The 20,862-nt window shown below is 67.6% G+C and carries 16 protein-coding genes and 1 pseudogene; 6 read left to right on the forward strand and 11 right to left on the reverse strand.

Annotated elements, in window-relative coordinates:
* Positions 1 to 355: 355 nt before the first annotated feature.
* The gene (locus tag XARJCFBP2528_RS18270) at positions 356 to 1,858 is read left to right on the forward strand and encodes a S10 family peptidase (protein WP_026064215.1); all 1,503 of its coding nucleotides are present in this window, start codon (positions 356 to 358) and stop codon (positions 1,856 to 1,858) included.
* 247 nt (positions 1,859 to 2,105) lie between these two features.
* Here the strand turns inward: XARJCFBP2528_RS18270 and XARJCFBP2528_RS18275 are convergent, their stop codons facing one another.
* The 3 genes from XARJCFBP2528_RS18275 to XARJCFBP2528_RS18285 all read right to left on the reverse strand — a co-directional run bounded on the left by XARJCFBP2528_RS18275 (position 2,106) and on the right by XARJCFBP2528_RS18285 (position 4,752).
* Positions 2,106 to 2,867, reverse strand: coding sequence for a YdcF family protein (locus XARJCFBP2528_RS18275; RefSeq protein WP_016902064.1), 762 nt, complete (start codon positions 2,865 to 2,867; stop codon positions 2,106 to 2,108).
* Positions 2,868 to 2,988: 121 nt separating this feature from the next.
* Positions 2,989 to 4,116, reverse strand: a complete 1,128-nt coding sequence (locus tag XARJCFBP2528_RS18280) for an inorganic phosphate transporter (RefSeq protein WP_024939559.1) — start codon at positions 4,114 to 4,116, stop codon at positions 2,989 to 2,991.
* A 9-nt stretch (positions 4,117 to 4,125) separates the two neighbouring features.
* Positions 4,126 to 4,752, reverse strand: coding sequence for a DUF47 domain-containing protein (locus XARJCFBP2528_RS18285; protein WP_016902066.1), 627 nt, complete (start codon positions 4,750 to 4,752; stop codon positions 4,126 to 4,128).
* A 274-nt stretch (positions 4,753 to 5,026) separates the two neighbouring features.
* Here XARJCFBP2528_RS18285 and XARJCFBP2528_RS18290 point away from each other — a divergent pair, with 274 nt between their 5' ends.
* Both XARJCFBP2528_RS18290 and XARJCFBP2528_RS18295 read left to right on the forward strand, forming a co-directional pair.
* A complete protein-coding gene (locus tag XARJCFBP2528_RS18290) occupies positions 5,027 to 6,367 on the forward strand; it encodes a hemolysin family protein (RefSeq protein WP_016902067.1) in 1,341 nt (446 codons plus the stop codon).
* Positions 6,351 to 7,022 carry an exopolysaccharide biosynthesis protein gene (locus tag XARJCFBP2528_RS18295; protein ID WP_026064216.1) on the forward strand — a complete coding sequence of 224 codons (672 nt, stop codon included), beginning with the start codon at positions 6,351 to 6,353 and terminating at the stop codon, positions 7,020 to 7,022. Before XARJCFBP2528_RS18290 ends, XARJCFBP2528_RS18295 begins: the two co-directional genes overlap by 17 nt.
* A 31-nt stretch (positions 7,023 to 7,053) precedes the next feature.
* On the opposite strand, the gene XARJCFBP2528_RS18300 is transcribed toward XARJCFBP2528_RS18295, so the two are convergent.
* Both XARJCFBP2528_RS18300 and XARJCFBP2528_RS18305 read right to left on the reverse strand, forming a co-directional pair.
* A complete protein-coding gene (locus XARJCFBP2528_RS18300) occupies positions 7,054 to 7,554 on the reverse strand; it encodes a pyridoxamine 5'-phosphate oxidase family protein (RefSeq protein WP_016902069.1) in 501 nt (166 codons plus the stop codon).
* Positions 7,555 to 7,614: 60 nt separating this feature from the next.
* Positions 7,615 to 8,616: an LLM class flavin-dependent oxidoreductase gene (locus tag XARJCFBP2528_RS18305; RefSeq protein ID WP_016902070.1), complete on the reverse strand. Its 1,002-nt coding sequence runs from the start codon at positions 8,614 to 8,616 to the stop codon at positions 7,615 to 7,617.
* A 367-nt stretch (positions 8,617 to 8,983) separates the two neighbouring features.
* Here XARJCFBP2528_RS18305 and XARJCFBP2528_RS18310 point away from each other — a divergent pair, with 367 nt between their 5' ends.
* Positions 8,984 to 10,393 carry an MFS transporter gene (locus XARJCFBP2528_RS18310; RefSeq protein ID WP_039812537.1) on the forward strand — a complete coding sequence of 470 codons (1,410 nt, stop codon included), beginning with the start codon at positions 8,984 to 8,986 and terminating at the stop codon, positions 10,391 to 10,393.
* Positions 10,394 to 10,425: 32 nt separating this feature from the next.
* Here the strand turns inward: XARJCFBP2528_RS18310 and XARJCFBP2528_RS18315 are convergent, their stop codons facing one another.
* Complete coding sequence (locus XARJCFBP2528_RS18315; protein ID WP_016902071.1) at positions 10,426 to 12,123, reverse strand: ABC transporter ATP-binding protein; 1,698 nt, start codon at positions 12,121 to 12,123, stop codon at positions 10,426 to 10,428.
* Positions 12,124 to 12,234: 111 nt separating this feature from the next.
* The gene (locus XARJCFBP2528_RS18320) at positions 12,235 to 13,296 is read right to left on the reverse strand and encodes a phosphoenolpyruvate carboxykinase (ATP) (RefSeq protein WP_016902072.1); all 1,062 of its coding nucleotides are present in this window, start codon (positions 13,294 to 13,296) and stop codon (positions 12,235 to 12,237) included.
* Positions 13,297 to 13,452: 156 nt separating this feature from the next.
* On the opposite strand from XARJCFBP2528_RS18320, the pseudogene XARJCFBP2528_RS18325 reads away from it, so the two are divergent.
* Together XARJCFBP2528_RS18325 and XARJCFBP2528_RS18330 are read left to right on the forward strand one after the other, a co-directional pair.
* Positions 13,453 to 15,004 (forward strand): annotated as a pseudogene (locus XARJCFBP2528_RS18325) (B12-binding domain-containing radical SAM protein).
* A 60-nt stretch (positions 15,005 to 15,064) separates the two neighbouring features.
* A complete protein-coding gene (locus XARJCFBP2528_RS18330; RefSeq protein ID WP_016902073.1) occupies positions 15,065 to 16,279 on the forward strand; it encodes a nucleotidyltransferase family protein in 1,215 nt (404 codons plus the stop codon).
* A gap of 289 nt (positions 16,280 to 16,568) precedes the next feature.
* On the opposite strand, the gene XARJCFBP2528_RS18335 is transcribed toward XARJCFBP2528_RS18330, so the two are convergent.
* The 4 genes from XARJCFBP2528_RS18335 to XARJCFBP2528_RS18350 form a co-directional block, all read right to left on the reverse strand.
* Positions 16,569 to 17,681 (reverse strand): glycosyltransferase family 4 protein, encoded by a 1,113-nt coding sequence (locus tag XARJCFBP2528_RS18335; protein ID WP_016902074.1) that lies wholly within the window; start codon positions 17,679 to 17,681, stop codon positions 16,569 to 16,571.
* Positions 17,678 to 18,805 carry a glycosyltransferase family 4 protein gene (locus XARJCFBP2528_RS18340; RefSeq protein ID WP_026064219.1) on the reverse strand — a complete coding sequence of 376 codons (1,128 nt, stop codon included), beginning with the start codon at positions 18,803 to 18,805 and terminating at the stop codon, positions 17,678 to 17,680. The genes XARJCFBP2528_RS18335 and XARJCFBP2528_RS18340 overlap by 4 nt, the downstream gene beginning before the upstream one ends.
* A gap of 136 nt (positions 18,806 to 18,941) precedes the next feature.
* Entirely contained in the window at positions 18,942 to 19,640 is a 699-nt protein-coding gene (locus XARJCFBP2528_RS18345) for a class I SAM-dependent methyltransferase (RefSeq protein ID WP_016902076.1), read from the reverse strand.
* Positions 19,637 to 20,857, reverse strand: a complete 1,221-nt coding sequence (locus XARJCFBP2528_RS18350; RefSeq protein ID WP_049805025.1) for an amidohydrolase family protein — start codon at positions 20,855 to 20,857, stop codon at positions 19,637 to 19,639. The genes XARJCFBP2528_RS18345 and XARJCFBP2528_RS18350 overlap by 4 nt, the downstream gene beginning before the upstream one ends.
* Positions 20,858 to 20,862 lie beyond the last annotated feature (5 nt).

The following is a 20,862-nucleotide window of genomic DNA, read 5'->3' on the forward strand; positions in this document are numbered from 1 at the left end:
TGAGGGTGAAGAAGTTGGGGTGAGGGTGAAGCCGATGATTCACTCTGGTGGCGCGTGGCGACGCGCTTGCCATCGCTGGCAGTGATATCCCTCTGAGGCGCCCCTCATCCGCCCCTGCGGGGCAGCTTCTCCCGAGGGGAGAAGGAAGTGTGATCGGCTTTCTTTTCGGCCGTTGCGGATTTCAGCGGATTGCGCAGACCCCCACCCTTTGGCTCAGACGGCTGCCTGCAGCGGCACATGCTGCTCCAAGCCAGGCAGGCCACGTCGGTCAGCGCGACACACATGCCTTTGTGCACATCCATCCGACGCCATCGGCGGCCTAGCATCGTCGCTCCCTGCCGAATCTCCGATGCTCATGCCCTCCCTTCTCCGTGCCAGCCTGCTGGCCTGCGTCCTGCTCAGCGGGACCGCGCTGGCCGATGCGCCCGACAACAACGCTGCAAAAACCAACACCAAGTCCGATGCCGCGGCCGCCAAACCCGCGCCACTGCCGGCCGATGCCAGCGTGCGGCAAAGCACCCGCGTGGGCGGGCGCACGCTGAGTTACACCGCAACCGTCGGCACGCTGCCGGTGCGCGATGCGCAGGGCAAGACCACCGGCGAGGTGGTGTTCACCGCCTACACCGTCGATGGCAAGGACCGCCCGGTGACCTTCGCGCTGAATGGCGGCCCCGGTGCGTCGTCGGTGTATCTGAACATGGGCGCGATCGGACCCAAGGTGGTCGGTTTCGGCGCCGAAGGCGACAGCGCCTCCGCACCGGCGGCGCTGCGCGATAACCCCGGCACCTGGCTGGACTTCACCGACCTGGTGTTCATCGACCCGGTCGGCACCGGCTTCAGCCGCGCCCTGATCGGCGACGACGAGGCCAAGAAGCAGTTCTACAACCCGCAGGCCGACGTGGAATATCTCTCGCGTGTGGTCTACGACTGGCTGCTGAAGAACCGCCGCCTGCAGGCACGCAAGTACCTGGTCGGCGAAAGTTATGGCGGCTTCCGCGGCCCGCGCATCACCCAGTACCTGCAGACCCGGCTGGGCGTGGCGATGAACGGCGTGGTGCTGGTGTCGCCGTATCTCAATCCCACCCTGGACGACAACAGCGATGTGTCGCCGCTGGCCTGGATGATGACGCTGCCCTCGATCGCCGCCGCACACCTGGAACGCCAGGGCCAGCTCAGCGACACGGCGATGCGCCAGGTGATCGATTACACCCGCGGCGACTACGCGGTGGCGCTGATGAAAGGCCGCACCGACCCGCAGGCGACCGAGGCGATGCTGCAGCAGGTCACCCGCATGACCGGGCTGGACGCGACCTATGTGCGCCGCTCCGGCGGGCGCCTGGAAACCCAGGCCTACCTGCGCGAGGTGTTCCGCGACAAGGGCGAGCTGGGCAGCCGCTACGACTCCAACGTGACCGCGTTCGACCCCTTCCCCAACGATCCCGAGCAGCGCGCCAACGACCCGCTGCTGGACAGCATCATCGCCCCGACCACCACCGCGATGGTGGACTTCGTCACCCGCGTGGTCGGCTGGAAGGTCGATGCGCGTTATCAGGCGCTCAACTACGACGTCAACAAGCTATGGGACTGGAACGACGAACTGCGCAAGGGCGCGGTCACCCAGCTGCGCCAGTCGGTGGCGATCGACCCCAAGCTGCGCGTATTGATCGCGCATGGCTGGAATGATCTCTCCTGCCCGTTCATGGGCTCGGTGCTGACGGTGGACCAGATGCCGACGATGGGCAGCGACCCCAAGCGCGTGCAGGTGCGCGAATATCCCGGCGGCCACATGTTCTACAACCGCACCGATAGCCAGGCCGCATTCCGCAACGACGTCAAGACGATGTACGAAACCCGCTGAGCACCACCATCGCCGGCCGCACACGCGGCGGGCGATACATCACGCCAGCTGCAACTAAACGCGCAACCAGCCGCGCTGCCACCAAGCAGCGCAATCACCTTCCCGACCGCCGCGCACACTCCTTACCACCCGTTAATCCGGAGCGGCAAGCGCTGTCGGACGCTAATCAGCCGCACATATCAGGAAGCACACCAGCTGCTACGAATCCCGAATCCCGAATCCCAATTCCCCATTCCCGATTCCCGATTCACAACGCCCCAGCCCGAACAGCCTCCACATTCCACCCCAGCCACTCGTAAACCCGATAGCGCGCAATGCCCAGGTACTCGTGCAAGGCGACATCGGCCACGGTGAAGTTGTAGCTCTGCGGCAACCACGCCCAGGACGCGGTCAACCAGTCCGAGCGCACCGGCGTGGCGTCGATGCCGAAGTGGCGGAAGTAGAGCTCGGCACGCCGCAGATGCGTGGCCGAGGACACCAGCACCACCCGCTCGGGGCGGTACTGGCGCAGCAAGGGCTGGCTGAACTGCGCGTTCTGCCAGGTGTTCATGCTGGAAGGCTCCATGATCAGGTCGGCCTGGTCGATGCCCAGCCCGATCAGCACCTTTCGATACACCACCGCCTCGGACAGGCCCAGCCCGCGCGCGTCGCCGCCGCTGATCTCGATCTTGCAGTCGCCGCCATGCGCACGGCACTGCCGGTACAGCCGCGCCGACTCGACGATGCGGCCATAGGCAAACATGTTGGCCTCGGCGGTGGCGTCGGGGCCATCCGGCCGCACCGTGCCCGCGCCCAGCAGCACGATCATGTTGCGTGCACGCCAGTCGTTGAAATCGTTGACGCCGGTCTGCTGCAGCCCGTGCAGCATCCAGCTCGCCAACGGACCGCAGCCCACCAGCAGCAGCAACGCCAATGTGGCCGCCGCCAGCGCACGCGCACTGCGCAGCCAGCGCCGGCGGCCGATCAGCCAGGACAGCAAGAACAGCACGCACACCAGCGCAAGCATCATCGGCGCGTTTCCTCAGGCAGGACGCGTTGGCACATCAGGGTCGAACGGCATGACCTGCAACAGGGCACGCCGCGGTTGGCGCGCATGCTCGCCCACCGAGGTGACCACAGCGCGACATCGCTCAGGTCCAGCCGAACCATTCGAAGCAGCGCAGGATCAGATACGCCACTCCGCCGGCGGCCGGGATGGTCAGGATCCAGGCCCAGACGATGCGCTCGATCACGCCCAGCCGCAGCGAGCGCGGGTTCTTGGCAAAACCCACGCCCATGATCGCGGTGGAAATGCTGTGCGTGGTCGACACCGGCATGCCGAAGTGCGCGGCCACGGTCAGCACGGTGGCCGAGCTGGTTTCTGCGGCAAAGCCGTGGATGGGATGCAGCTTGACCATCTTGTGGCCGAGCGTCTTGATGATCTTCCAGCCGCCCGAGGCGGTGCCGGCGGCCATCACCACCGCACAGGTCAGCACGATCCACATCGGAATACCGGCGCCCGCAGCCAGGCCGGTGCCCGGATGCAGGAACGACAGCCAGCTCGGCAGATCGTCCAGCGCACCGGCCGACTGCGCGCCAATCAGGGTCATCGCGATGATGCCCATGGTCTTCTGCGCGTCGTTATGGCCGTGGGCATAGCCCATGTAGGCGGCCGAGGCGATCTGCGCCTTGCCGAAGAACGCATTGACCCAGCGCGGACGCGCCAGCCGCCCGATCGGCCCGCCCAGCCGGGCCATGCCGGCGATGATTGCCCACAGCAGCAGCATCACCACGATGCCGAGCAGGAAGCCGGCGATCGGCGAGGTGATCATCGGCACGAACACCTTCCACAACAGGCCCTTGTTCTTGGCCCAGTTGCCGATGTTTTCCGACCAGATCAAGGCGTTCCAGTTGTTGTGCGCGGCCGCCAGGCCGGCGCCGCACAGCCCGCCGATCAGGGCGTGCGAGGACGACGACGGCAGGCCCTTCCACCAGGTGATCAGGTTCCAGATGATGCCGCCCAGCAGCGCGCACAGGATCACTTGCGGGGTGACTTCGACCACCTCGGTATTGAGCAAACCGGAGGCGATCGTCAATGCCACCGCAGTGCCGGTGAGCGCGCCGATCAGGTTCATGCCGGCGGCCAGCATCACCGCCCAGCCCGGCGACAGCACCTTGGTGGCGACCACCGTGGCGATGGAGTTGGCGGTGTCGTGGAAGCCGTTGATGAACTCGAACACCAACGCCGCCAGGATCACCACCAGAACTAGGGTAAGCACGCGGCGACCTCAGCTGTTCTTCAATACGATCTGGTACACCACCACCCCTGCCTCGCGGCAACGGTCGATGGCCTTTTCCAGAATCTCGAAGAATTCCTTGAGCAGGAACATCTGCAGCGTGTCCAGGCGGCCGGAATAGATGTCGCGGTACAGCTCGAGCATCAGCCGGTCGGCTTCGTTTTCCAGCATGCGCAGCTTGTCGTTGAGCGCGGTCATGCGATCGATGTTCATCTGCGGCAGGTCGGCCACCATCTCCACCACCACCGCCGCGGCCTGCTCCAGCATCGCCGCGCGCGGGGCGAAGTCGATGTGCTCCAGATGCTTGGTGGCCAGCGAGTAGCGGTCGGCGAACTTCTCGACCTGCTTGGGAATCTTGTACAGCGCCGAGCCCAGCGCTTCGATGTCCTCGCGCTCGATCGGGGTCATGAAGCTGTCCACCAGCGCCTGGCCGATCTTGTCCGAGGCGGCGCGTTCGCGCAGGCGCGCCAGCTTGAAGGCGTCCAGCGCCGGTTGGCGGTCGGACGTGCGCATCATGGCGTGCAAGGCCTTGGTGCTGTCGTAGGCGGCCTGCGCCGCTTCGTTCAGAAGCGCATAGAACTGCTTGCCGGAGCCGAAGATGGTCTGCAACGAGAACATGGGTGGAAAACTTCCTGCCGTCGAGGGAGAGACGGACGCCAAGCGCGAATTATGACCGTTCCATGACCTGTCTGGGTATCTCGGCGGCGCAGGTGGCCTTCACATCGGCATTTCCCGGCTCGAACCACCCTGTGGTTTGCTAACATGCTCCCGCGCCCTCGGGTGCACCCTATGGAAGACGACCCTATATTCCCCCGTTGCCGCCCCGCCCCTGTGCGCGCCGGCCAACCCAGTGCTCGCCCGCCCTCCCCTTCACTGACCGGGGAAGACGCCCGTGGTTGAGTTTCTGATCGTCATCGCGCTGATCCTGTTGAACGGCTTCTTCGCGATGTCGGAAATGTCGCTGATGACCTCGCGCAAGAGCCGGCTGAAGCAGATGGCCGGCTCCAGCAAGCGCGCCGCCCGTGCCCTGGCGCTGGCCGAAAGCCCGGAAAACTTCCTGTCCACGGTGCAGATCGGCATCACCCTGATCGGCATCCTCACCGGCGTGTTCGGTGGCGAGGCGATCGGCGAGGCCATCAGCAGCTGGCTGCAGGGGCTGTTCCCGGCGCTGTCGGCCTCGTTCGAGCTGGTCGGCAAGCCGCGCCCGTATTCGGTGGTGATCGGCAGCACGTTGGCGGTGGCCCTGATCACCTTCCTGACGCTGATCTTCGGCGAGCTGGTGCCCAAGCGGCTGGCGCTGCGCAACTCCGAGGACATCGCCGGGGTGGTGGCGGTGCCGATGGCCTGGCTGGCAAAGATCGCTGCGCCCGGCGTGTGGGTGCTGGCGCGCTCGACCCGGCTGGTGCTGCGCATGCTCGGCATGGGCAAGGACGAATCGGCATCGGTGACCGAAGAGGAGATCCGCATGCTGGTGGCCGAAAGCCACGAGGCCGGCGTGATCGATGCGCACGAGCGCGACATGATGAACCGCGTGATGCGGCTGGGCGACCGCACCGCCGACAGCCTGATGACGCCGCGCAACCGCATCGCCTGGCTGGATGCCAATGCCGAGCCGGAACGCAATCTGCTGGTGATGCGCGAGCACGAATTCTCGCGTTACCCGGTCTACCGCGGCAGCGACCAGGACATCGCCGGCGTGCTGGAGGTCAAGTCGCTGGTCACGCGCATGGACGGACACGGCGCGCAGCTGTTCCAGGCGCTGCGCGACACCTTGTTCGTGTCTGAATCCACGCATGCGATGAAGCTGCTGGAGATCTTCCGCGAAGAGCAGCAGTCGATGGCGCTGGTGGTGGACGAATACGGCGAAATCCGCGGGCTGGTGACCATCAGCGACCTGATGGGCGCGGTGGTCGGCCGCCTGCAGGCGGTGGAGAACACCGACGAGGATGCGCTGGTGGTCACGCGTGCCGACGGCTCGCTGCTGATCGACGGCTCATTGCCGGTGGAGGAACTGCGCGAAGTGCTGGGCGCCGAACTGCCGGAAGCCGATGAGGGCGACTACCACACCCTCGCCGGCCTGTGCATCTACTACTTCGGGCGCATCCCGCAGGCGGGCGAATTCTTCGATTGGGCCGGCTGGCGCATCGAGATCGTCGATCTGGATGGCGCACGCGTGGACAAGCTGCTGCTGAGCCGCGTCAGCGACGAGGGCAGCGATGACATCGTCGGATAACCGCGTACCGCCCTCGGATGGAGCGGACGGCGCGCAGATGCGCTATCGCAACGAAGGCATCCGCAGCCTGCTGGCGGCCTTCAGCGAGGGCGATCCGGAGCATGTGCTGCGGGTGCGCGAGATTCTGGCCGATCTGCAGCAGAGCGCATTCGGGGTGTTCCTGTTTCTGGCGATCCTGCCGTCGTTCATTCCGATTCCCGGCGTGGCCGGCGGCATCAGTGGCCCGCTGACGGTATTGATCGGGCTGCAGATGATGTGCTGCCTGCGCAAGCCGTGGGTGCCGCGTTTCATCGGCGATCGCGGACCGCGCCGCAGTACCAGCCAGCGTTTCGTCGCGCGGCTTGCGCCGACGCTGCAACGCCTGGACCGGCTGCTCAAGCCGCGCCTGCACGGCATGCTGGACCGGATTCCGGCGCAGATGTTCACCGGCGTGCTGCTTGTGCTGGTCGGCATCCTGCTGACGCTGCCGATTCCGTTCACCAACTACATCTTCGGGCTGATCCTGCTGCTGTTTGCGCTGGCCCTGCTCGAGCGCGACGGCGCATTGCTGCTGGTGGGATGGGCCGCTGCGCTGATCTCGGTGGCGGTGTTCGGCGTCACCTCGGACCAGTTGCTGGACCTGATCCGCGGTTGGTGGCCGGCCGCCTGGCGCTGAGCGCGCGGCGACCGGCGCACCTAGAGCGAAGTTACTTCAGATCGACCACGCGGTTGTCCGACAGGCTGCCGGTATCGTCGGTCACGGCCGTCATCACGAAATACAGCGCCTTGCCGAGCAGCCCGCTCGGGCCATCCCAGTACTCGGCCGATTCGGCGCGCACATGGATCAGGCGCAGGTTCGGGTCGTCCTTGCCGCCGGGGAAGAACACCTTCATCGCCGGCGACCACAGCTGCTCGATCTTGGCGCGGTCATCGACCACGCGTGCGGTACCGGCAACCGATACGTAGCTGTTCTTCGAGGCCGAGGCATAGGCCACGTTGACGCGCGGATCGGCGGCAATTTCGGCCACCTTCGGGCTGTCGGCGGCGGTGGCGAACCACAGGTCGCCATCGAATTCGACTTCCTGCGTCCCCAACGGCCGGCTCACCAACTTGCCGTCGGCCGACACGGTCGTGAACATCGCGATGTCCACGCCGCGGATCAATTCCGCCAACTGCTTGATGCTCTCGCTGCGTTCCTGAAATTGCATGCTGGTGTTCCCAATGGAGGTGCATGCATCTGAGCGGATCGCCGCGCAAAGCGACGTGAATCACGCAGGAGTCACGTCCAGCTCGCGGCAGGCCATGGCGGCGATTTCGAACGAACGCAAACGCGCGGCGTGGTCGTAGATATTGGCGGTGAACAGCAACTCGTCCGGCGTGTGGCGCTCGATGAACTCGGCCACGCCCTGGGCGATCTGCTCGGCATCGCCCAGCACCGTGCACGCCAGCGCACGCTCCACGCCGGCACGCTCGTGCGGCTGCCAGAAGCTGTCGATGTCGTCGATCGGCGCGGGAATCTTGCCCGGCTTGCCGCGGCGCAGGTTGACGAAGCTCTGCTGCTGGGTGGTGAACAGGCGGCGTGCCTGCGCTTCGGTTTCCGCAGCCACCACATTCAAGGCCAGCATCACGTGCGGCTTGGCCAACTGCGCGGACGGACGGAACTCGCGGCGGTAGATCGCCACTGCCTCGTCCATCGCATCGGGCGCGAAGTGCGAGGCGAATGCGAACGACAAGCCCATCGCCGCGGCCAGCCGCGCACTGAACAGGCTGGAACCCAGCAACCACACCGGCACGTCGAGACCGCCCCCCGGCACCGCCTGCACCAGTTGCCCCGGCACCACCGGCGCGAAGTAGCGCAGCAGCTCGGCCACGTCCTGCGGGAAATGGTCGGCGCTGTCGAAATAGCGGCGCAGGGCGCGCGCGGTCGGCTGGTCGGTGCCGGGCGCACGGCCCAGACCCAGGTCGATGCGCTGCGGGTACAACGAAGCCAGCGTGCCGAACTGTTCGGCCACCTGCAGCGGCGCGTGGTTGGGCAGCATGATGCCGCCGGCGCCGACGCGGATGGTCTTGGTGCCGCCGGCGACGTGGCCGATCAACACCGCGGTGGCGGCGCTGGCGATGCCCGGCATGTTGTGGTGCTCGGCCAGCCAGTAACGCTGGTAGCCCCAGCGCTCGGCGTGCTGGGCCAGATCGAGCATGTTGGCGAAGGCGTGGGTGGTGTCGCTGCCTTCGCAGACCGGCGCCAGGTCGAGCACGGAAATGGGCGTCATCGGATGACTCCGGGGAATGAATGATGTGCAAGAGATGGGGCTGAGCAGGCGGCTTTGCCACCTGCCCAGGTGGCGCTGGGGGGATTACAGCATTCCAGTGGTCAAACAACGGGAGGATCTGCAGCTGGCCACTCCCCCGCTCCGTGCCCAGGCCCGCGCCTGGCTGGACGGGTGCTGCAACGCAGGCGCGGCAATGGCGCGCAAGCCATGCATTCGCCGCGGAGGGAGGGATATCAGGCCATGCGCGATGGCTGTGGGTGTCTGGCGCTCGTCGGATCGCCTGCGAATGCAGTTGCCTGAACGCGAAGCGCGGGCGCCCGGTGACAGGGCTGCTGGCTATGATGGACACCGCACTGGCAGCGCCTGCATGACGATGGCTTCGACTACTCCGCTCGACCCCGCTTCCGCCCCCCTGCACATCGCCGCACGGATCGACCGGCTGCCGGCCAGCGCCACGCTGTGGCGGCTGGTCGGCCTGCTCGCGCTGGGTGGATTTTTCGAGTTGTACGACCTGTTCCAAACTGCCTACATCAGCCCCGGACTGATCCGCGACGGCATCTTTGCCAGCGCTGCCGATGGCGCGTTCGGCATGTCCGACCAGGCTGCGTTTGCGGCGGCGACGTTTCTGGGCCTGTTCGTCGGCGCCGCCCTGCTGAGTCCGTTCGCCGACCGCTTCGGGCGCCGTCCGGTATTCACCTTCGCCCTGATCTGGTACACCGCCGCGACCGTGGCGATGGGTCTGCAGCACACCGCCACCGGCATCATCGTGCTGCGCTTGGTGGTGGGGATCGGCCTGGGCATCGAGCTGGTCACCATCGACACCTATCTGTCCGAGCTGGTGCCGCGGCATATGCGCAGTGCCGCGTTCGCGTTTGCGTTCTTCGTGCAGTTTCTGGCGGTGCCTGCGGTGGCGCTGACTGCCTGGCTGCTGGTGCCGCATGCACCGCTGGGGGTGAGCGGCTGGCGCTGGGTGGTGCTGCTGAGCGGGGTGTTTGCGCTGGCGATCTGGTGGCTGCGCAGCCGGTTGCCGGAATCGGCCCGCTGGCTGGCGGCGCAGGGACGCCATGCCGAAGCCGATGCGGTCTTGACCCAGCTCGAAGCGCGCTGCGTGCGCGATCTGGGTGCGCCCCTGGCCGCACCGCAGGTGGCCGCCCCCTCGCCGGCCGGCGACATGCAGACCGCGATGCTGTGGCGTGCGCCGTATCGCGGGCGCATCGGCATGCTGGTGGTATTCCATATCTTTCAGGCGATCGGCTTCTTCGGCTTCGGCAACTGGTTGCCGGCACTGATCTCGGCGCAAGGCACCGGCGTGACCAAGAGCCTGGGTTATTCCTTTGCGATTTCGCTGGCCTACCCGCTGGCGCCGCTGCTATTGCTGCGCTTTGCGCAGCGCTGGGAGAACAAATGGCAGATCACCGCATCGGCCCTGGGCGCGGTGCTGTTCGGCGTGCTGTTTTCGCTGCAGCATCAGGCGATCGGCATGGTGCTGTGCGGGGCGATGATTGCGTTCTGCAATGCCTGGATGAGCTTTGCCTATCACGGCTATCAGGCCGAGCTGTTCCCCACCGGCTTGCGCGCGCGGGCGGTGGGCTTTTGCTATTCCTTCAGCCGTCTTTCCACGGCGGTGAGCAGCGTGCTGATCGGTTGGCTGCTCGCCCAGGTCGGCAGCCATGGCGTGCTGGCCTTTATCGTGATCAGCATGTCGATCGTGGCCAGCGTGATTGCGCTATTGGGCCCGCGCACGCGCAATCGGGCGCTGGAAGAGATTGCCGGCTGATCGCGGCGCCGACGCGAGCACGCCACCTGGCATCACGCGTCTGAGCTTGCAACCGCATCGGCGTGGGCAGCGGTCTGCGCCGCCACTGCAATGCCCAAGACAACCGTGCGATCGGCCACTGCGGCCAGGCTGGTGCGATGCGAGACCACCACCAGCACGGTCTGCGGCAGGCGTTGCCGCAGCATGCACAACACCTGCTGTTCGGCCTCGGCATCCAGTGCGCTGGTGGCCTCGTCCAGCACCGCCAGGGTCGGCTTGCGCAACAGCACCTGCGCCAGCAGCAGGCGCTGCGCTTCGCCACCGGACAGGCGCCCATCCGGGCCGTTGATCGGGCTGTCCAGGCCTTGCCCGTCGCGCTGCAGACGCACGCCCAGGCCGACGTCGGTCAACACCTGCCACATGCGTGCATCGCTGGTGCCGGGCAATGCCCAGTCCAGACAGGCGCGGACGGTGCGCTGCCACGGCCGCACCCCCTGGCCCAGGTAGGCGCCATGCCGCACCATGGCGCGATACGCGGTGAAATCCAGCCGGCGCCCGGCCATATGCGCGGTGAACTGCGCAGGCGGGGTCTGACCCGAGAGCACGTCCATCAGACTGCTCTTGCCGATGCCGGAGGGACCGACGACCAAGGTCAGTTCGCCGGGCAGCAACAGCAGCGGATCGAGAGCGAGCCTGGGCAACGGCGGCGCCAGGCCGATGTGTTCGAGATGCAGGGCTGCCGGCAACGGTTGTGCCGGTGCGGCCGACGCCGGCGGACGTGTCGTGCCCAGCGCCACATAGCGCCGCCACAGCTGCAATGCCGGCCACGCCGAGCGCAGTTGCTGCACGCTCTGGCGGGTGCTGACCAGATACGGCAGCAGACGCCCGAGCAGCAGGCTGACGGTGATCAACGCAGCGCGGTCCGCGCCCTGCCACAGATTGGCCAGCACCAGGATGCCGGCGATGGCAGCCACTGCGGTGGCCTCGAGCATCAGCCGGCTGCCCGCCACCAGCGCCTGCTGCTGCGCATAGCCCTGCCCCAGCCGTGCGGAAATGCGCTCGTAATGGCGGGTTTCCAGCGCTTCGCGCTGGAACGAACGCACATGCCGCAGGCGACGCGGGAAATCTTCGCTCAGCCAGAACAGCTGCGTCATATCGGCCACATAATCGCGGCTGATGCGCGCCTGGGTGTCGCTGCTGGAGATGCGCAAGCCCAGCCACGCCAGTGCCAGCAGCAGCGGCGTCGCCATCAGCAACGCGGGGGCGATCATGACCGCGATGCAGATGCTCACCAGTGCGGTCATGCCGGCCACCAGCAGCTGCAAGGCCGCACTGAAGCCCTGGGTGGCGATCTCGATGTTGTAGGTCAGCACATTGGCGATTTCCGCCGAGCTGGCACCGGACAGGGCCGGCAGCGGCGCATCGATCAACGCCGCATGCACGCGCTGCCGCAGCCCGATCGCGTAGCGGCTGGTCAGCCGTGCGGCCAGCCGTGCGCCATGCCAGCGCAGTGCGGCAAACACCAGGCTGACACCGACAAACAGCGCCACCTGCATTGCCAGACCAGCCGGTAACGCCAGCGCGTAGCCGGCCAGGCGGACGGCATGACCAGGCTGCACCAGTGGCACCAGGCTGACCGCGACCAGGCTGCCGGCCAGTGCGGCCAGCAGCGACAAGCCGACGTAGAGCGCGATGGTCGAGACATCCGCCGGCACCAGCGTGCCGACGAAATCGCGCCACAGCGCACGCATGGGTTTGCGATCTGCAGCCGCGCGTATCTCAGTCACGCCTGACGCTCACTGTGGAATACGGCATGGCGTCGGCCCGGCAGGGGACGCACCGCTGCCGCGCTGCCGGCGCGCTCACCGCAACACCTGCAGCAGCGCGTCCAGCGCGGCCTGCGGGTGCGCCCCGCGGCGCAGGGTGAACATGCCGATGCGCTGTACCTGTTGGACAAAGCGCTGCCAGCCCGGTTGCCCGGCCGCATACGGTTGATCATTTGCCAGGCAAGCGGCGATGCGTTCGGCGGGCATTGCCAGCAATGGCTGCGCGGGATCGCTCGCCGGCGTTGCCGACAGCATCACCACCGCACACAGCTGCAAGGGCGCGCGCGCCAGCTGCGCACGGCCGTGACGGATGTCGATCTCGAACTTTTCCACACCGCTGCGGCGACGGATGGTTGGCGAGGCACTGATCCACGCGCGGGTGTCCGCGTCGACCAGGCCCAGCGCGTCGGCGCGCAGATGCAGAAAGTTGGCAACGCCGGTGGTGAGCAGACTCTCCGGCGCCACGAACACACCGTCTTCGGCGATGAAATCCAGGCCATGCAGCAGGCCGTGCAGCGCCAGGGTCGATTTGCCGGCGCCACTGGCGCCGAGCAACAGCACACAGCGTCCCTGCCACCCCACGCAGGCGCCATGCAACGGCACCAGGCCCATGCCGCGCGCCGCCAGCAGGAACACCGAAAATTCGATCAGCTCATAACGCACGTGGTAGGCGTGGGCGAGCATGTCGTCGGAAACCACCAGCATGGCGCGGCGCGCGGGCACCGACAACATCAGGTAATTGCAGGCATCCATGACGCCGCACAGCAGGCCGCCGCTGGCATGGGTGCGCACCGGTGGCGGCTGTGCGCTCGAAGACGCGTGACCACGCGCCACCAGATCCAGCGTGATATGGAATTCCGGCGCACCCGGCAGGCGATGCGCAGGCAGGCCGGCGTAGGCCAGGTCCACCAATGCCAGCAGCGCGTCGCTGTCGCTTTCGAAGTGGAACAGTGCGCCGAGGATCTGGCGGCGCACGCACTGCCGACGCGGCCGATGTTCGCCGAACGGATCTGCTGCCACTGCCGCCGCATCCGGCGCGCCAGTGCGTACGTCATCGCCCACCGGCATCAATTGCGCCAACGCAGCCGACTGCGGCATGCCCTTCCACCCATTGCATCGATCAGCCGGTGTGTGCCGAACGGCAACAGAAAGGTTGCCGCATCGACATCGGCACGCGTGTCCAATGCACGCCAACGACGGCATGCCGATCGGCGCAACCAAAGCCACCTGCATCCGCACCTACTGCCGAGCCGAATGCCGGTGCCTGCGCACGCCGCCGCCGCGCACCTGGCGACAGAACGAGAGCCTTGTGCAGATGCTAAAGATCCAGGTCAGTCATTCGTATTTCCTGCGTTACGACCCCAAGCAATGGGAGCGCGGCAAGCCATATCCACCGCTGGCGACGCTGCAGGTTGCCGCGTTATTGCGCGAGCGCGGCCATGCACTGAGCCTGTTCGACGCGATGCTGGCCGACGACGTGCAGGACTACACCGGCGCCTTGCACGCTGCGCAGCCGGATCTGGTGGTGTTCTACGAGGACAACTTCAACTTCCTCACCAAGATGTGTTTGAGCCGCATGCGCGAGGCGGCCTGCCAGATGATTGGGCAAGCGCGCGCGGCCGGCTGCCGCGTGCTGGTGGCCGGATCGGATGCATCCGACAACCCGGATGTGTTTCTGGCTGCCGGCGCGCATGCGGTGTTGATCGGCGAAGGCATCGCACCACTGCTCGAACTGGTGGCGCGCGTCGAACAAGATCCCATCATCGATACAGACGCCTGGCTCGCGGGCGTTGCACGTATCGCCGTCAGCTCATCTGCTGCAGCATACGTGCATCGTGGCGCACAACCGCCGGACGCGCGCCTGAGCGGCCTGCCGGCCTGGGACCTGGTGGACATGCCGCGCTATCAGCGGTTCTGGCGGCAACGGCACGGCTATTTCAGCCTCAACATGGCCGCCTCGCGCGGTTGTCCGTTCCGCTGCAACTGGTGCGCCAAACCGATCTGGGGCAATCACTACAAGCGCCGCGATGCGGAAGACGTGGCTGCCGAAATGATCCATCTCAAGCGCAGCTTCCAGCCCGATCACCTCTGGATGGCCGACGACATCTTCGGCTTCCACATCGATTGGGTGGAAACCTTTGCGCAGCGCCTGAGCGACGCCGATGGCGCGATCCCGTTCACCATCCAGACCCGTGCCGACCTGGCCAGCGAGCGCATGGCTGCCGCGCTGGCGCGCGCCGGCTGCGCCGAGGCCTGGCTGGGTGCCGAAAGCGGCAGCCAGCGCATCCTGGACAAGATGACCAAGGGCACCGAGGTTGGCGAGGTGATCGCCGCGCGCCGGCGCCTGGGCGCGCACGGGATCCGCGTGGGCTTCTTCATTCAACTCGGCTACCTGGGTGAAGAACTCGAAGACATCCTGGCCACGCGCGCACTGGTGACGCAGGCCAACCCGGACATCATCGGCGTCAGCGTGTCCTACCCGCTGCCCGGCACCACGTTCTACGAAGAAGTGAAAAACCAGCTGGGCGGCAAGACCCATTGGCAGGACAGCGACGACCTGGCGATGATGTTCCATGGCGCGTACGACTCGGAGTTCTACCGCAGCGTGCGCGATCTGCTGCATACGCAGGTGGACCTGCAACAGGCGCGCGCCACGCTGGGCGCCGATGCGTTTGCACAGGCCTCGGACACGCTGGAAGCGCGCTGGTCCGCCTTGATCGCCAGCGAACGGCAACATCGCACCGAGCCGCTTGCCGGCGCTGCCGAACGCCAACCGCGCCAGTTGGCCAGCGTGCTGGTCGGTTGACGCGCAACCCGCCGACCTCGCTTCCCGACCTCACGTCGCCTTTCTCGGAATCTCCGCCGCATGCAGCCTTCCCTTCGCACCATCAAGCACGGCCTGCAGACGGCCACCGAACGGCTGGCCCGGGAATTGGCGCAGCCCGGCGAGGCCGTGCCGCAGTGGAACCGGCTGCAATGGCAGCTGGCCGCGGCCGCAGCGGCCGCGCATGGGGTGTCGCCGCTGCTGCAACGCCGCTCGTTGTGGCAGGACGCCGACTGGACCGCGTTCCTGCACGAGCAACGCAGCCATGTCGAAGACCGCCATCGGCGCATCGCGCTGCTGCTGACGCGCATCGACGCGGCAGCGCGTGCGGCGGGCATCGCCCTGGTCGGTCTCAAGGGCACCGCCCTGCATCGGCTCGGCGTCTATCTGCCCGGCGATCGCCCGATGGCCGATATCGATCTGCTGGTGGCGCCGGAGGATGCGCCCGCGGCGGCGACCCTGTTGTGCGAGCTTGGCTACGCGGCCTCCTTCGAACAATGGAAGCATCAGGTGTTCAAGCCGCTGCAGGGCGAGGCGGTCGCAGGGCTGGGCGAGCATCGCGATGCGCCGATCAATCTCGAGCTGCATACCCGCATCCAGGAACGCCTGCCGCTGAGCAGCGTGGACATCACCGCGCGCATCCTGCCGGAGCGTCCGCAGCCGGGATTGAATCCCTACCCGTCGGTCGGCGCGCTGATGTGCCATCTGCTGCTGCACGCAGCCGGCGGCATCTGCCAGCGCAGCATCCGCCTGATGCATCTGCATGACCTGGCATTGCTGGCCACGCGCATGGGCCCGCGCGACTGGGAACAGTTGTGGGACGACCCGGCCATGGCACCGTGGTGGGCGTTGCCACCGCTGCTGCTGTTGCAACGTTATTACCGCAGCGTGGTGCCGCCGGCGGTGATGGCGCGGCTGCAGGCCGATTGCCCGCGCCTGCTGCGCATGCGTGCGGCCCGCCAGACCCTGACCACCGCCTCGTGTTCCAACCTGTGGTTGTCGGCCCTGCCCGGCATCGAATGGTCACGCTCGCTGGGCGAAGCGCGCCAGTACCTGCGCAACCGGATAGTACCGTCGGCCGAGAGCCGCAAGGAACGTGCGGACATGCTGCAGACCCAGTTGTGGCTTCAGGACCAGCCGTGGGTGCGGCAGACCCAACTGCGCCGGGTGATGACGCGCCTGACCCGGCCGGTGCCGCGCACCGACATGCTGTATGTGGTGCGTGCAGCGCTGGACGGCTATCTGCAACCAGTCTGAGCGCGGCTGACAACGCTACTGCGCTCACTGCCGCACCGACGCGGCCGGTGCCCTGAGGCGGCAGGTATCTGCCGCACAGTCCGATTCCGCGCGCGCCGGCCGCATCCATCCATCGGCCGCTCGCCACGCCTTGTTGGCTATTCCATGCCTGCAGCGGGCATGCGCTAGCTGCTGGCTTGTTCAGCCGATCGCCCTTGCGAGGATGTCACCACGTTCGGCCTGGCAATCTCGTTGATGCACCACGCGCGTTGCATGGCGGCCGCTGCAGGCTGCGTCCTTACAGGCGCAGTCAGCGCAGCGGCCGCGCCTCGCACAGTTGCCGATACAGCTGCTCGAACAGTCGCGTGGTCAACGCCGCGTCCTCGCGTACCGCACGGCATTGCGCCGCCCAGGCCAGGCGCAGGCGCAGCTCGTCGTCGGCCAGGACCTGGCGGACGGCTTCTGCCAGCCCGGCCCAGTCGCCCGGCGGTACCGCGAGTGCGCACACCGGTGCCCACTCGACCAGATGCCCGACTGCGGTACCGACGGTAGGCACGCCGGCGACCGCCGCTTCCAACAGCACCAGCGGGCCGGCTTCGTGCAAGGACGACAGCACCATCAGGTCGGCCGTCTGCATGATCGGGCGCAACTCGCGCTGGGTCTTGAAACCGAGAAAACGCACCTGCCCGCCCAGGTCCAGCTGGTGCACCAGGCGCTGCATGGCACCATCCAGCGTATCGACGCCGACCATGTCCAGGGTAAAGGCGACACCGGCGCGTTTGAGCGCCGCCATTGCCTGCAGCAAGGTGGTCTGGTCCTTGACCGGATTGAGGCTGGCCACATGCAGCAAGCGGGCGATGCCGCCGCTGCGTGCACGTGGCGCGGCCGGTGGCCAGGCCCGCAGATCCACGCCCAGCGGCACCCGCTGCGCGTGGATGCCGAGCGCCGTCAGCGACTCGAGGATGGGCGCGCTGGCCGCGGTGACGCGGTCGGCCAGGCGCAGGATCACCGCTTCGCGCAGCCGCCCGCGCCAACGCTGCCGGCCGCCGTAGCCGATGCCATGCAATGCGACGAGTTCGCCACCGGCGATATGCACCACGCTTGGACGGCGCAACAGCCTTGCCGCGGCGACCGCGATCAGGCTGCAATAGCCGGAAAAGATCGCCTGGATCACATCGAACGGAGCACGCCGGTGTTCACTGGCAATGGCGGCGATCGCGCGCGTGCGGGTGCGCCTGGCGCCGATGTTGTGCACGGTGGCGCCGCGCAATGCCCAGGTACCGGGCAGCGGCTCCTGGTGCAGCACGAACACATGCACCTGGTGATGGCGCGCCAGCCATTCGATCAGGGTCAGGAACACCGGGATCACGCGGACCTCGCCGCTGCGGTCGACGCCGCCCGGGACCACCAGGGCCAGTTTCATGCGGCCCGCCCTGGCGCGGCCAGCAACCGGGTGTACGCATGCTTCCAGCGTTGTCCCACTGCGGAAAACGACAGCCGTGCCTCGAAATGCGCGCGTACCTGTGCGCGGTCGGGGCGTTGCCGGAAGAGCCGCAACAGCAGTTCCGCCAGGGCCGAGGCATCGCCCACCGGCCACAACGCGCCGACTGCGCCGCCATCGCTGAGCGCACGAAAGGCCGGGATATCGGTCAAGAGCGGCAAGGTGCCGCAGGCATACGCTTCCACTGCGGCATAACCGCAGCTCTCCGCATGGCTGGCGGAGACGAACAGGTCGCAGGCACGCAGCAGGGTTTCCACACGCGCATGCGGCACCTTGCCCAGCAACTGCACGCAGCGCGCCAGCGACGGATCGGCGCGCAGGCGCTGCTGTACCTGCTCCAGCAATGGCGCCTGGTCGAACACGCACCACAGCCGCAGGCCCGGCAACATGCGCGCGGCCAGGGCGACGGCATCGAGCACGCACAGCGGATCCTTGGCCGCGCTCAGATGCCCGACCCACAACATACAGGGGTCGCCCTGCAGGCGGGTGTGCTCGCGTGCCTGCAGGCGATCGCCCGGCGAGAAGCGGCTGCTCGATTCGGGAATCGCAAACAGCTGCGTCCTGGCCTTGAACAGGCGCGCCTGTGCGAACGGCTGCGCCATGTCTAGCGAGGTGAACGCGATCCCGGCGGCGGCAGCGTAGCGACGCCGCCACACACTCCGGGCCCACCAGCGCGGCGGGCGGTTGGCGTGATCCTGCAGCAGGATCGGCGTATGCGGCAGCAGGCGGGCAAGACGGCGTGCATCGCCGGCAAATTCCAGACCGTGGACATGGACCACATCGGCGCCGATCTCGCGCAGCGTCGCCGCAAGCAGCGCTGCGCGCTGCGCACTGCCGCGCGCGCCCAGCTCGACGAAGCGGTAGTCCACGCCCTGGCGGCTGAGCCGCAGGTCCAATGCAGAGGCCTGGACCACCGCCACGCGCACCCCGGCGCTGGCGACGGCCTCGGCGATATCGGCCAGCGATGGCCATTGCGCGAACACCTGTTCTGCCGTCAGGCCGGCCGGCGTCGGCACCAGGTTGAGTTGCGCCACCCGCAAGCTCATGACAGCGACCGCGCCCGGATTGCATGGCCTGCAATCGCGATCGGGCCACGTGGCGCGCACCGCGCGGCGCGCAAACGGCAAGGCTTGCCCGCGGCCGAGGTGCTGCAGGCACACGCCAGCATGACCGCCACGGCGCTCACGCGATGCGCCGCAGCCGCAGCACCAGCGCGACCGGCACCTGCAGCGCGGCCCGGTCGAACCGTGCACCGGGCGCGATGTCGGCCGGGTCCAGCATCGGCTCGGCCACCGCTTCGATCTCCATCCCCAGCGCCGCACAGGCCGCATGCCAATGGCTGTAGAGATGTTGCGTGTGCCGCACCGCGTACTGCCGGCCATCGGCCTTGAAGTCGCGCCGCCAGCCCAGCGCATGGCCGATCGGATGCACGTCGCTGCACAGCACGATGCCGCCGACGCGGGTGACCCGATGCAGTTCTTCCAGCGCCGGCCACAGCCGCTGCAGATGGCCGACCACCAGGCCGCAGACGCTGAGATCGGCCGCTGCATCGTCCAGCGGCAGCTGCTCCAGGCTGCCCTGTTGCAGCCGCATGCGCGCCGCTGGCCAGTGCTGCGACAGCTCGGCGTGCGCACGCTGCAGCATCTGCGGCGACAGATCCACGCCGGTGACCTGCAGCGCGCCGCGTCGCAAGGCATGCAGCATGTAGCGGCCACTGCCGCAGCCGGCGTCCAGCACGTGCTGGCCCTGCAACACGCTCGGCATCAGCGCGAGCATGGCGCGTTCCTCGGCCAGCATCACCGGATTGTGCGCATGCGGCGGATACGCCTGCGCCCACAGCGCATACGCCGCTGCCGGCTCCAGCGTCGGCACTGCGCTCACGACAGCGCACCGCTGGCGGCCATGGCCATGCCGGGCCGGTGCGCAGCCTGCGCCACGCGCTGCAGGCCCGGTTCCAGTGCCAGCACCGCCGGATCGGCCAGCGTGGCGTCGAGCAGCTTGGGGCGGCCATCCAGCAGTACCGGCACGGTCGGGACGCCTGCAGCGTCGAACCAGCCGGCAAAATCCGGGTCGGCGATGCGCGGGACGCCATCGCGTATCACCGCACGCAGGTCGCTGCGTGCGCAGCCCACCACGCTGTCGGCCGGGTCGCCACCGCGGTCGCGCACGATCACCAGATCGGCCGCCGCCCCCGGCGCCAGGCGTCCACGCGTGGCCATGCGCAGGATGCGCGCCGACTGATGGGTGACCAGGCCGAGCAATAGATCCGCGGCCAAGCCGCTGCTGGCGGCGATGCGCAGTTCTTCCAGCAGATCGCGCGAACCGCTGACGCGCGAATCGTTGCCCAACGCGAGCCGGCCCGCCATGCACAGGCGCCAGGGGTCGAGCGTGCGACCCAGCAGCGCAAGATTGCTCGACGGGCACCACACCACCGCCGCGCCGCATACGATCACCCGCTCGATGTCGCGTTCGCCCATGCCCACACCGTGAATCAGCACGCTGTTGGAGGCCAGGCAACCGAGCCGATCCAGTTCGTCCAGTTCGACAGCCGCCACCGCGTCGGTGCCTTCGGCCAGGTGGATCATCCAGGGATGCTCGGACGAGGTGGCGGCAAAGCTGCCCTGCACCGGTGGGCCATAACCGGTCCATCCCAGTGCATAGCTCCAGCCGAACTCGCGCAGCAGGCCAACCGGAAAGCTGGCCTCGTCCAGGGTGGCATGCCACGGGTCGTGCTGCGCCACGCAGGTGACGCCGGCCAGCAGATTCTTCAATCCACCGTGACGCAGACGCACCGCCTTGGGCACACGCAGGGCCGCGGCCACCTCGGAATGCCGGAAGTGCGCCTGGAATGCCTCGATCCACGCATAGCTGTTGGGAAACGCCGCGCCCTGCGGCAGCGGCGGCACGCAGTTGACCTGCAGATGATCGTGCGCATTGATCAGGCCGGGCGCCAGCACATGCCCCTGCAGGTCCAGGCGCAGGCTGCGCGTGCCGAGCGTGCCGCCGAAGCGCCCTGCGCGGATGGTCAGCGGCGCGCGCGAGGGGCCGGCCAGGGTGATCGAGCGCGCGCCCTGCAGACAGACATCGGCCATGGACATCGGCG

The organism is Xanthomonas arboricola pv. juglandis (genome assembly GCF_001013475.1).
In the GTDB taxonomy this organism is placed as follows: domain Bacteria; phylum Pseudomonadota; class Gammaproteobacteria; order Xanthomonadales; family Xanthomonadaceae; genus Xanthomonas; species Xanthomonas arboricola.